This window comes from Escherichia sp. E3659 (assembly GCF_005781135.1).
Taxonomy (GTDB): domain Bacteria; phylum Pseudomonadota; class Gammaproteobacteria; order Enterobacterales; family Enterobacteriaceae; genus Escherichia.
On the sequence record NZ_VATQ01000005.1, the window covers coordinates 1 to 12253 of the forward strand.

At 55.0% G+C, this 12253-nt stretch carries 14 protein-coding genes; all 14 read right to left on the reverse strand.

Going from position 1 to position 12253, the window contains the following annotated elements:
* The coding region (gene yghD, locus FEK47_RS05105; RefSeq protein WP_138183129.1) for a GspM family type II secretion system protein YghD at positions 1 to 494 on the reverse strand (494 nt) is incomplete at its 3' end.
* Position 495: 1 nt separating this feature from the next.
* The gene (gene gspL, locus FEK47_RS05110; protein ID WP_135487267.1) at positions 496 to 1674 is read right to left on the reverse strand and encodes a type II secretion system protein GspL; all 1179 of its coding nucleotides are present in this window, start codon (positions 1672 to 1674) and stop codon (positions 496 to 498) included.
* On the reverse strand, positions 1671 to 2648 hold the full coding sequence (gene gspK / locus FEK47_RS05115) for a type II secretion system minor pseudopilin GspK (protein ID WP_135487266.1): 978 nt from the start codon (positions 2646 to 2648) through the stop codon (positions 1671 to 1673). Before gspK ends, gspL begins: the two co-directional genes overlap by 4 nt.
* Positions 2645 to 3250, reverse strand: a complete 606-nt coding sequence (gene gspJ / locus FEK47_RS05120; RefSeq protein WP_135487265.1) for a type II secretion system minor pseudopilin GspJ — start codon at positions 3248 to 3250, stop codon at positions 2645 to 2647. The genes gspK and gspJ overlap by 4 nt, the downstream gene beginning before the upstream one ends.
* Entirely contained in the window at positions 3247 to 3618 is a 372-nt protein-coding gene (gene gspI / locus FEK47_RS05125) for a type II secretion system minor pseudopilin GspI (RefSeq protein WP_135487264.1), read from the reverse strand. Before gspI ends, gspJ begins: the two co-directional genes overlap by 4 nt.
* Positions 3615 to 4178: a type II secretion system minor pseudopilin GspH gene (gene gspH, locus FEK47_RS05130; RefSeq protein WP_135487263.1), complete on the reverse strand. Its 564-nt coding sequence runs from the start codon at positions 4176 to 4178 to the stop codon at positions 3615 to 3617. Before gspH ends, gspI begins: the two co-directional genes overlap by 4 nt.
* A 3-nt stretch (positions 4179 to 4181) precedes the next feature.
* Positions 4182 to 4637: a type II secretion system major pseudopilin GspG gene (gspG, locus tag FEK47_RS05135; protein WP_001087289.1), complete on the reverse strand. Its 456-nt coding sequence runs from the start codon at positions 4635 to 4637 to the stop codon at positions 4182 to 4184.
* Between the two features lie 16 nt (positions 4638 to 4653).
* Complete coding sequence (gspF, locus tag FEK47_RS05140; RefSeq protein ID WP_135487262.1) at positions 4654 to 5877, reverse strand: type II secretion system inner membrane protein GspF; 1224 nt, start codon at positions 5875 to 5877, stop codon at positions 4654 to 4656.
* Positions 5877 to 7370 carry a type II secretion system ATPase GspE gene (gene gspE / locus FEK47_RS05145; protein ID WP_138183130.1) on the reverse strand — a complete coding sequence of 498 codons (1494 nt, stop codon included), beginning with the start codon at positions 7368 to 7370 and terminating at the stop codon, positions 5877 to 5879. Before gspE ends, gspF begins: the two co-directional genes overlap by 1 nt.
* Positions 7370 to 9430 carry a type II secretion system secretin GspD gene (gspD, locus tag FEK47_RS05150; RefSeq protein WP_000498829.1) on the reverse strand — a complete coding sequence of 687 codons (2061 nt, stop codon included), beginning with the start codon at positions 9428 to 9430 and terminating at the stop codon, positions 7370 to 7372. Before gspD ends, gspE begins: the two co-directional genes overlap by 1 nt.
* Positions 9431 to 9459: 29 nt before the next feature.
* Positions 9460 to 10419, reverse strand: a complete 960-nt coding sequence (gene gspC, locus FEK47_RS05155; RefSeq protein ID WP_135487010.1) for a type II secretion system protein GspC — start codon at positions 10417 to 10419, stop codon at positions 9460 to 9462.
* A gap of 17 nt (positions 10420 to 10436) precedes the next feature.
* Positions 10437 to 10847, reverse strand: coding sequence for a type II secretion system pilot lipoprotein GspS-beta (gene gspS2 / locus FEK47_RS05160; RefSeq protein ID WP_001324279.1), 411 nt, complete (start codon positions 10845 to 10847; stop codon positions 10437 to 10439).
* 65 nt (positions 10848 to 10912) lie between these two features.
* Positions 10913 to 11722, reverse strand: a complete 810-nt coding sequence (gene pppA / locus FEK47_RS05165; RefSeq protein WP_135487009.1) for a prepilin peptidase PppA — start codon at positions 11720 to 11722, stop codon at positions 10913 to 10915.
* Between the two features lie 174 nt (positions 11723 to 11896).
* On the reverse strand, positions 11897 to 12253 hold a 357-nt coding region (locus tag FEK47_RS05175; protein ID WP_138183131.1), incomplete at its 5' end, for a hypothetical protein.

Here is a 12253-nt window from a genome sequence, read left to right on the forward strand (position 1 = left end):
GCCTTCTCAGCAGCGCTGACATCAATTTGTGTCACCCGCAGCGCATACTTTTCATCCAGCGCGTTTAACCAGTTCAGCAGATCATTAAACACCACAGGTTCTATCCAGACCTGAATATTCTCCCCGCGCTCAGCTATCCGCTTGATGACCACTGAGTGCGCGGAAGCACTGTCACTGATGACCCGCGATACCTGTGCAGGCGTTGTCGTGGCGGATTTTCGCGCCGTAATAATATCCGGCGCGGCGCTCTTCATCCGGGAGTTCATCGCCACCAGCTGTTGCAACATCGTCTCCTGTTGCTCTATCCGTTCGCTCAAAGGCTGCCAGATGAGGACGTAATATCCGACGCTAAACAGGAACACTGCCGCTGCCAGTAACATGCCTTTTTCACGCGGCGAACGGCCCGCCAGGTGTTGTGTCAGCCAGTGTTCGCCACGGCTTAACTGGCGCTCACGCCATTGCTGAAAATAGTGAATAAATTTATCGCGTAACATGTTATTTCCTCCGCAACGTTACGCCGCCGGAAACCGCATCACCCTCTTTCTGTAACGCGTCCTGTTGCACAACAAAATCTGCCGCCAGCGCGCTACGCAGTTTGTCGAAACTGGCAAAATTCGCGGCCCGCAGCTGGAGGTGAAGCGTCTGGCGTTTTTGATCAAAGGTGAAACCACGCATCTCGATGTCGGTAAGTGACGCTGATTTCAGGGTACTGGCGATCGCTGACAATTCTGTGAGCAGCCGGGTATCGTCGGCCTGCGGGCGATATTTTTTCAGCGCCATCGTCACCTGAGAGCGCAAATTCACAATCCGTTTTTGCTCCGGGAACAGCGTTAAGAACTGTTTCTCAGCCTGGGCGCGGCTTTGCGCCACCTGTTCGCTGACGCTCCATAACGTCCCCCCCCGTTCCACTGCCAGCGCAACCAGAATCAGCAATACCGGCAGAATCATCACCCGCCAGCGCGCCCACTGTTTTCGGTAGCTGACACGAGGCTGCCACGGTCCAGTTAGCAGGTTCCCTTCCGGTTCGCCATAAGTGGTAATGGCGGGCAGAGCCGTAATTGTCAGGCGTTCAGCGTCTGCGCCAGCCCATGCAGATAGCTCTTCCTGCGCGATCCCGACCACGGTTAGCGAAAGCGGTAAATCCTGCTCATTGAGCTGGGCGCGGAACATGACCGGAGCCAGCGCACGCCCGGCGCTCCATCCCCGGCATTCATCGATGCGGCAGATAACCCGTTGCGCATCGCCAGCCATAAATCCACAAGGAATAGACATCCAGTCTGGCGCGACGGTAGCGCGGGTGATGCCGTTTTCCTGCAACCACTGCGTAATGTTGCGCATATGCTGTTGGTGAATCACTGCCACGGTTGCCAGTTGCTGGTCGATTTTCAACGGGGCGAAATGCAGTTCGTCGATATCCTGATTCAGCTCTTCTTCCAGTAAGGCGGGCAGAATAGTCGGTATCTGCTTGCGGGCAACATCAGGCAGTTCAACCTGCCAGACGCTGATCCATTCGCCGGGAATGTAGAGGCGAATCGCATCAGTTTGCAGCCATTGCTGAAGTTGTTCATCGCCGATTTCAGGCCAGATGCCGTGCTCCACGTCGGGTGTACGGCGCTGCCAGCGGATGGGAGCAGCGGCGCAAAGCGGGAAAAAAATCTCAAGGATGGAACTCACTCACTTTCTCCTGTCTGATGCCAGAGAACAGAAAAGTGTTGTGGGCCCATGCGGACAATTAACGAATTCATCGTCAGTTCAATCTCATTCACGGTGATATCTGAACGCAGCCAGAAGTAATTGCTGTCCACGCTCAGGACGGTTTTTAGCTGTTTTTTAGTACGCTCATCGACGTCAGCAAGTAGCGGCTGTGCAAGAAACTGATCGACATCTTCCCAGCCCTTCGCCGGACGTTGTTGTAATAACGCCCGCGCCTGAACAGGGCTTAACCACGGGTCAAACAGCGCCTCAAGAATCACACTTTGCGTGACATCTAATGTATTGATGTTGATTTGCTGGCGGGCCATCGGCAGCGCACAGACCAACGGTTTCAGTTTTTGATAAAGCCCGGCGTCCATTCCCTGTACCACGCGCATTTCGCTGATATCCGCCAGCGGTTGATTATTGGCGTAGAACGGCACCGAACGGGCAAGATACTCGCTGTCTTCACGACCCAGACGCGTCTGCACGCTGCGGTCTTCGTCAATAAACTCCCACAGGCTTTCGGCTATCAGTTCGGCCCGATAAGCAGGTACATCAAGGCGCGAGATCAGGACAATCAGTTGTTGTACCGCGAGCGGACGCGACGCCGTCGTCGGCTGAGCGAGGGCATTCAGGTTAAAGCAGGCCTGTGCGTCACGCAGAGTGACGGCGATTTGCCCCTGCGGCAGTGGGAAAAAACGGGGGCCGGAAGCCCACGGCTGTGCCAGATACACGCGTTGTTCATTTTTCAGGCTCAGGCTGAGCGCGCTCAGCGCCAGGCTTTCTGCACTGGCGCTGTACCACAGTGCCTGCTGGTACTCCTGCTGGCTGCGCGTTCGCCCAAGTTGTTGCTGCATCCGCCCGGAAAGTGTGATGGTTACCAGCATCATGACCGCCAGCAATACCAGCACCACGACCAGTGCCATTCCGCGTTTTGGTGGTGAGGTGATCATGATAATTGCGGCCCGCGTAACAACCAGATGCGTTCAATCTCGCCCCATTGTGGCGAATGCAGGGTCATACGCACCGCTACAGGGATCGCCTGTACTGACGACCAGCTCTCCTGCCAGCGCGTGCCGTCGTAGAACTGCAAACGGAGCGAATCCGCCGGGATTAATTTTTGCGTTGTCGGCTTCACGCTGCCTGCGGCATCGGTCAGCGGCCAGGACAACCGTTCGAGATAACCGTCATGAATGCGATAACCGACGGTGAGCAGATTACTGCGTGGCAGGCGCATCAACGGATTGACCACGCCGCCGCGCACAAAGCGCATCCCTTCACTCTCAGACGCCAGCACGCCAGCGCCCGCCAGTAACGCTGGTTCACGCTGGCCCTGTTCGCCTCTTACCGGACGCGGCATCATTTGTGTCAGATCGTGGGTCAGAAAACTCATCGTTTGCTGCATGAGGTTTAGTTTTTGATCGTGTTCCCCGACGGCGCTATTCACGCGCGTGACGCCGTTTGTCACCTGCTGCGCCATCAGTGCCAGTGAGGCAAAAATGGCAATTGCCACCAGCATTTCCAGTAACGTGAAACCAGCGCGAGTCCTTCTCACTGTTGGCCTCCCACGGCGCTAAACCAGGCGCGTCGTGACTGAATCACCGACGAAAAGTCTTCGTGAAGACTGACTTCAATATCCACCGCCTGGAGCAGCGCGTTACCGGTATTCAGCGGTGTGGTTCGCCAGTACCAGCGGCTTCCTGCCATATCACTCTCGCCCTGGTGCCTGACCGCTCGTTGTTCACGGGTCATCAGGTAGAGCAGCGCGGTCTGGTTTTCAGCTACCCAGCCCGCTACCGTTTTTTCCTCAAGAATTTGCTGATTACTCAGCGCACCGCTGGCAATCTGTAACACCGCCGTGGCAGCCAGCGCAAAAATCGCCAGCGCGAGCATCACTTCCAGCAAGGTAAATCCGCGCTTCATGGCATCCTCTCATCACATTGATTGAGGGATAACGCGCCATCGTGCGCCAGTTTTACCGCCCAACATGCGTTTTGCGCCGCCGAGTAGAAGCGCAGCGTAAACGGCGTGGCGGGTTCAAAAGGCGAAAAACGGATCTGCGGCGTCTTCTTTTTCGCCTCTTTTTGCAGCTCCAGTTCAATATCGTGCAGCGTCAGGCGACGGCGTTGCAGCTCCAGCGCATACTCCTTCTGCCAGATATCACTTCCGGGTTGTAACAGCATTTGCACCTGTTTCGGCACCGTAACCTGTGCCGATAACCGGGTCGCAGAAACGGGCAACCACTGCCCGTGACGACGCTGCATAAACTGGTATCCCGGCGGGTCGATTAACACACCGAGTGTTTTCCCTTCGATCACTGCCATGTCCTTAAACTGCGCAAAGCGAGTCAGAAAATCCTGCGCTGCTTTTTTCGCGGGCGATTCAGAATCGGTCGCAAACGTCTGTACCACGCCCGCACTGGCAAGGCCGATAAGGAAAATCACCAGCATGATTTCCAGAAGAGTGAATCCGCGTTCAGGCACTGATTACTGAAACTCCTGCAAATTCCAGTTACCGATATCTGCGCCAGCGCCTTCCCCGTTTTCCTGACCATCCGCCCCCAGGGTGTAAACATCAAACAGTCCTTTTTCACCCGGGCTGAGATACTGATAATCATTGCCCCACGGATCTTTTGGCAGTCGTTTGATGTATCCACCGGTACGGTAGTTGCGGGCGTCCGCCATATTGGCTGGTTGCTGGATCAGCGCCTCAAGCCCCTGCTCGGTAGTCGGATAACGCCCGTTATCCAGTCGATACATATCCAGCGCGTTCTCCAGCGCCACGATATCGCTGATGGCTTTTTGCCGATCCGCTTTCTCTTTATTGCCCAACAGGTTAGGCACCACCAGACTTGCCAGGACGCCAAGAATAACAATCACCACCATCACTTCCAGCAGGGTAAAACCTGCCCGTGGTTTTTGTGTGCGGGATAACGAATTCATGTGATAACTCCGTAAATTACATTCCAACCATATTGTTCAGTTGCAGCATCGGCTCGAGGATGGCGATGACGATAAACAGCACCACGCCCGCCATCATCACCACCAGAGCTGGCTCAGACAGCCCCAACGCCAGCCCCACCTGGGTATCAAATTCCCGCTCCTGGTTAACTGCGGCCTGTTCGAGCATGGTTTCCAGTTCGCCGCTCTGTTCGCCGGAAGCGATCATGTACAGCATCATCGGCGGGAACAGGCGCAACTCTGCCAGCGCGGCGCGCAAACTGCTTCCTTCGCGGACGCGATCTGCCGCCAGCAGCAGTTGTTGCTCGACATAGCGATTTGCCGACACGGCGGCAGCGGTCTGAATACCTTCCAGTAGCGGAACACTGCTGGCGGTGAGGATGCTTAACGTGCGGGAAAAACGCGCCGTATTCAGCCCGCGCGCAACACGCCCCGTCACGGGCAGGCGCAGCAAGGTTTTATCCCAGCGCAGGCGCATAGCAGGATTTTTGAGTAGCCGTTGCCCCAGAACCAGAAGCACCAGCAATCCCGCCAGCCAGTAAACACCACTGGCCTGTAACGCGTCGCTCATAGCGATGAGCATTCGGGTGGAGGTGGGTAGCGCGTGTCCGAGATGATCGAACTGTTCGATGATTTTCGGCACCACTGCCGTTAGCAAAATAGTGACCACGCCCGTTGCCACCACCAGCAGAACCAGCGGATAGAGCATGGCCTGCAACAGGCGTGATTTCAGGCGCTGGCGTTGTTCGGTGTAATCTGCCAGGCGATTGAGCACCACATCGAGATGCCCGGATTTTTCTCCGGCAGCCACCATCGAACAAAACAGAGAATCAAAGACGCGGGGATGTTCGCGCAGGCTGTCCGACAGGGTATAACCTTCCTGAATCCGGCTGCGCAGCGCCATTCCGAGGCTTTTCACATGCAGTTTTTCACTTTGCTCACTGACCGCCTGTAAGCAGGTTTCCAGCGGCATTGCTGCCTGCACCAGCGTTGCCAGTTGGCGAGTGAACAGCGCCAGATCTGCCGCCGCCACGCGTCGATGTGCATGTCGCCGACGCTGCAACATTCCCCCTGACGAAGCATTCATCCGTGCTTCAATGTGCACGGGAATAAGCTCTTTACCGCGCAACAACTGGCGGGCATGACGCGCGGAATCCGCCTCAATCATGCCTTTGGTTTTGCGACCATTACGCTCCAGCGCCTGATAGTAAAACAGTGCCATTACGCCTCCATGGTTACCCGCAGAACTTCATCGAGAGAGGTTTCTCCGGCGAGCACTTTCTCAATGCCGTTGCTGCGGATACCCGCAGAGTGTTGCCGGACATAACGTTCCAGCTCCAGTTCCCCGGCCTGACGGTGGATCAAATCACGCAATGTGGCATCCACCACGATCAGCTCATGGATGGCAGTACGTCCGCGAAAACCTTTGTGATTACAGGCGGGGCAGCCCTGCGGATGGTACAGAGTGACGGTACAGGCGTCGGTAATTCCCAGCAGGCGTTTTTCTTCATCAGTGGCAGGCGCGGCCTGGCGGCAGTCGGTGCACAGCGTGCGGACCAGCCGCTGCGCCATCACGCCCGTCAGGCTGGAAGAGAGCAGGAAAGGCTCTACCCCCATATCCTGCAAACGTGTGATCGCCCCCACCGCCGTGTTGGTATGCAGCGTGGAAAGTACCAGGTGTCCGGTCAATGACGCCTGGACGGCGATTTCTGCGGTTTCGGTATCGCGGATTTCACCGACCATCACCACATCCGGGTCCTGACGCAAAATCGCGCGCAGCCCACGGGCGAAGGTCATCCCGACGCGGGTGTTGACCTGCGTCTGACCGATCCCTTCAATCATGTATTCGATGGGATCTTCAACCGTGAGAATGTTGCGCGAATGGTTGTTCAGCTCCTGCAATCCGGCGTACAGCGTGGTGCTTTTGCCGGAACCTGTCGGCCCCGTCACCAGAAAAATGCCGTGCGGTTTGTGTAACAGCTGGCGCAACTGCGCGGTCAGTTGCTGGCTTAAACCCAGACGCTCCAGCGTCAGGCGGGCCTGGTTTTTGTCCAGCAGTCGCAGCACCACGCGCTCGCCCCAGGCGGAAGGCATGGTGGAGACACGCACATCAATCGCCCGACCGCCCAGCAGCAGCGCAATGCGTCCATCCTGTGGTACGCGCTTTTCGGCAATATCCAGCCGCGCCATCACCTTAATACGCGATACCAGCAGCGAGGCCAGTTTGCGCCCTGGACGCAGCATTTCATGCAATGTGCCGTCAACGCGAAAACGGATCACCAGACTCTTTTCAAACGTCTCGATGTGGATATCCGAAGCGCCTTCTTTAATCGCCTCTGCCAGCATGGCGTTGATCAGTTTGATGATTGGCGCATCGTCGTCACTTTCCAGCAAATCTTCCGTTTCCGGCAGCTCTTCTGCGAGGGTAAAGAAGTCCTCGGCAGAACCGAGATCTTCCATCAGCTGGCGAGCCTCGGAAGAGTCCCGCTGCCAGACTGCATTCAGTCGCTGTTCAAATTCGGCCTCGTCGATTTGCCGCAGCGTAAAGGGCGCGTTCAGCCCCCGCTGCAACTCCTGCAAAACAGAGAGCGACAACGGATGAACATGGAGGATCTCCAGCGACGCTTCGCACCATGCCACCAGGCTAAACCGACGGCTGAAACTGTAGGGCAGACGCACGGTGTTAGCGGTGGTTTCCTGTGCTACAGGCACCATTAACGCGTTCTCCCGGCATTGAGGAACGCGCGTACTTCCGGCGGTAAGGCCTGGTTTTGCGCTGGCAGTACCGGCTGCGCGGTATGCGGCATCAGGCTTAAGCCTTGCTCATCGCGATAGATCTGTTCGGCGCGCATATAGTTATATTTGCGCTGCGACACGCCGTCTGCCGCCATACCGTCACGCAGAATGGTCGGGCGGATAAACACCATCAGGTTACGTTTTTCTTTTTTATCCGCAGTGGATTTAAACAGGTTACCAATCAACGGGATATCGCCCAGCAGCGGCACTTTCGCCACGCTTTCTCCCGCCTGGTCGTCCATCAGACCGCCAAGCACGATCAGCTCGCCATCGTTAGCCAGCACGGTGGTTTTCAGTTTGCGCTCGCCAAACACGACGTCGAGGCTGGTCTGTCCTTCCACCTTCGAGACTTCCTGTTCAATCACCATCTGTACCGCGTTTCCTTCGTTAATCTGCGGCGTGACTTTCAGCATGATGCCGACTTTTTTCCTCTCTACTGTATTGAAAGGATTGCTGTTATTGGAACCAACGGTAGAGCCGGTTAATACCGGAACGTCCTGGCCCACCATGAAGAAGGCTTCCTGGTTGTCCAGCGTGGTGATGCTCGGCGTGGAGAGCACGTTCGAGCTGGAGTCGTTTTTAACCGCCTGTACCAGTGCCATCCAGTCGCCTTTCACCACACCAACCGCCGTACCGCTAAAGCCAGAAAGCAGCTGTGCGAGCGTGGAGAGATCGCCGTTAGTATCCGGGTTAATGGTGGTGGCGCCGTTTTCACTGATCACTGTCGAGCCTTTCTGCGGTTTCGCCTGAGAAATGGCTGCCCCCAGCGTGCCAATAGGGATCTGCGTACCGTTAGCAAACTGCATTAATCCGGCATCTTTCGACGCCCACTGCACGCCGAAGTTGATATTGCTGCCTTCGGCAACTTCCACGATCAACGCCTCGACATGCACCTGAGCACGGCGAATATCCAGTTGTTCAATCACGCTTTGCAGCGACTGCATGATGTCCTGCGGCGCGGTAACAATCAGGGCATTACTGTGTTTGCTGGCAGCAATGGAAACAACCTCACGCCCGCTACCGACCGTGCCTTCCGCCTCTTCTTTAGCCGCCGTGAGCGTGCCGCTGACCTGCTTCAGCACATCGACCAGATCTTCGGCTTTGCTGTATTTAAGATAGAACACCTGGCTGTTGCCGCTGCGTTCCATTTCTGAATCCAGGCGACGGATCAGGCGGCGCATTTTGTCCCGCGTGGCGGGGTCACCACTGACAATCACACTGTTGGTGCGTTCGTCGGCGACAATTTGAGATTTCAGCGTTGCTGGCTGGTTCTCGCCACTGTTTTTGGTCAGGCTTTCCAGCACGCGGGCAATTTCCGAGGCCGAGGCGTTATCCAGCGGGATCACCTCTTCGGTGCGGTTTCCTGCGTGATCCACGCGCTGGATCACTTCCGTCAGGCGCTCCACGACTGAAGCGCGTCCGGTAAGCATAATCACGTTGGAGGGATCGTAATTGACGACGTTGCCAGAACCCGCGCTGTCGATCATCTGGCGCAAAATCGGCGCCAGCTCGCGTACCGACACATTACGCACCGGCACCACTTTGGTGACCATTTCATCGCCCGCGTAGTTGTCGCTGCCTTCACCGACCAGCGGCAGCGGCTCGACTTTCGCGGCGCTGGATTTCACCACCTTCAGCACGTCGTTTTCCATCGGTACGACGGCATACCCCTGTGCTTCCAGCAGGTTAAGGAATAGCTGGTAATACTGGCGTTCATTGAGCGGCGTCATGGTGCGAATACTCACTTTCCCCTGTACGCCCGGCCCCATAATGATGGTCTTATTAAGGTTAGCGCCGACGGTTTCGATGAACGATTTCAGGTCGGTATCTTTAAAATTGGCGGTGAAGGTGGCTTCTTCCGCCCAGACCGGTGAACTACATAATGCCGCTGCCAGCACCAGCGGCAGTAAACGCTTTTTTGTTTTGAGGCCAGTTGTCTTCTTACGCCAGACCGACAACGTAATATCACGCCAAAACACGATGAATGATTCTCCTGGATTAAATGCGGTTAGCGCAGCGCGATGGAAATGTCGTGGCGCGCACCCTTGCGTAAAACCGTAAGTTGAATGGAATCCATTGAAGGTAACTGCCGCATCAGAGCAATCATTGCTCGTGGATCAGTGAAATCCTGCTGATTTAGCGCAATGGCGATATCGCCTTCCCTGAAACCGCTGGCATCGAACAGAGAACGATCTGCCCCCGGCTTCACTGCATAACCGACAATCCCCTCCTTACGCACAGGCGTAAGCTGGATATAGTTAAAAATTTTCTGCGGATCTTTCGCCAGTGCCTGACGCACGGCAGCCGGGATCTCAACTGGCGTACTGACAGCAGGCTCAGCAACGGCTTGCTTTGCTTCGTCACTGGCGGCTTTTTTGTTGGTCACAGCAACTGTGGAACGTTCCTCTTCTGCCAGACTCAGACGCTCTATTTTTCCCTGATAACGCAGCATCACATGGTCGCGGTTAATTTCCTCAATCACCGCGTTGTGAGAGCCAAGCGTTTCCCCCTGCAAATAGACCTGCTGTTTACCGCCTTCTTCAATAACCGCGCCGGGTCTGGCGCCAAAGGCGATCCCGCGCAGCACCACATTAAGACGCGTTTCTGCCACAGGCGCAGGTTCGGGTTGTTTTACGGGCGCGGCAACGGGCTGATATTTGCCAAACCAGTTTTGCTGGCTGATTAATTGCACGTCTTTTTTATCGAACGGTTTTGCATCCGCACGGGGCGGTTTATTCACCGATTGAGAAACCGCCGTATATTCCGCAGAAAAGGAGAAATAGCGCCAGAGTGAATACGCCACTTTTGCAGAAATAATAAGCAGCATCAGCCAGAACATCCCGCGTGCGATTTTTCGCAGATGCTCTTTGTCTGTATGAAGAGATTGTCTCTGGCTAAGAGTGTGACGAATTTTTGTCAGCCATTGAATGAGATAAATTCGTGCGTCACGAAAAACAACCCGCGCCAATTTATATCTACCCGACGTTATGCTTTAACTATTCCACAGGTGGTACGATCCAGTTTCCGCTGATACTGGTTACCTGTGCGTGTATCATTAATTGTTATGCTGTAATTAATTCCCTCGGTGATCATTAATTTCACCGTTGGGTCAGCGCACATTTGTCGTTGATAGCTGGTTAAAAAGGCGTCAGGCGTCTGCGTGGTCTGAGTACCCGCTTCGCTGATAATGGTCATTTTTACCGTCGTGCCGCTACTTTGTGCCAGCACTAAGGTATATCCCGCAGATTTAATCGGCAGGTTTTGGCTGATATTTTGCGCCTGTTTTTTCGCCAGTAAACTGGCGTTTTCATTATGGCTGGCACAGCCACTTAATAATCCTGTAACGCTCAACAATAGCGATATTAATACCCTCCCTGGCATTTGTTTTATCGACATGGTAAATAATCTCTAAGGTTATTAATAAGAGTTAAAATGTCACTTCGATAATGACGTGGTTATCATTAAAACAATGCCTGTAGATAAAGTGTTGCTATACCGCCCAGACTTAAACACGGTCCAAAAGGCAGTGTGGTTGATCCTCTTTTTGTAATAACGGCATATATCAGGCCGCAGCATGAAGCGATTAAAGCAACATTGGGCAGTGATAACGCCCCCACCCAGCCACCTAAAGCGGCGAAGAGTAATACATCGCCCATGCCTAATGCTTCTTTACGCAGAACTATTCCGGCTATCCAGCGCAGGGAGTAAAAAGTGATAAACCCCACCAGGACGCCGGTAACTGCGTCTTGTAGCGTTAACGGACTCTGCTGCGCCCATGCCGCAATCAGCCCGGTCCACAATACGCCCTGAGTAAAAACATCGGGCAGCCATTGGTTATCGAGGTCAATGATACTCGCGGCAATCAGCCAGGCGGATAATATCATCACCGCCAGCCCCCATCCACTTTCCGGCCAGACCAGACTCGCCAGCAAAAAAGCGAGTGCCGTCAATAACTCCACCAGCGGATAACGCTTGCTGATTTTCGCCTGACAGTCACGGCAGCGCCCTTTGAGCATCAGCCAGGAGAGCAGCGGAATGTTGTCACGTATCCGGATGGTCTGCTGACAATGTGGGCAGTGCGAGCGTGGCAGCGCCAGGCTTATTTTTGACTGCGTACTCGGCATTTCACCGTGAAACTCCGCCATTTGTTGGCGCAGCATGATGGGGTAACGCCAAATCACCACATTCAAAAAACTGCCGATGATCAATCCTCCGACGGTTGCCAGTATGGGCATCGCCGCGGGGTATTGCTGAAAAACATCAAAAAGCATGGTTAAAGGTTATTTGTTGTTACTTGCCGGATGCGGCCTACGGGTGTCTGCCAACGCAAATAATCGCGGCTTTCCCTCCAGACCCGATAAGCTGGCGCATCGGGCATATGTGTTAACCCAATGCGCCTTATTTCATGCCGGATGCGGCGTGAACGCCTTATCCGGCATACAGGCTTACTCGTCTGACATCTTATGCTCGGTAACCTTGTTAATGGTTTCCGGCCCTTGCTGCGGTTTAGGCAGACCAAGCGACGCCAGCGTCTCGTAAGCCGACTGGCTCACACCGCCCTCGAAGCTCATCTCGCTCGCCCCCGGCAGCTGGTAAGCATTCGCGCCCGGATTCCATTTCTTAAAGAACTCCGAAAGATCCGTCTGAGCGACCCAGGATGCACACAGCATCAGCGTGTCGGCAGCGTTACCGTTGGATTCGGCACAGTAATTTCTTTCGCCAAACTTGGTTTTGCCAACATCATCGCCGCGTGCTTTACGATGCATCAACTGGAACAGGTTCCAGCCTTTCATCCCTTCACG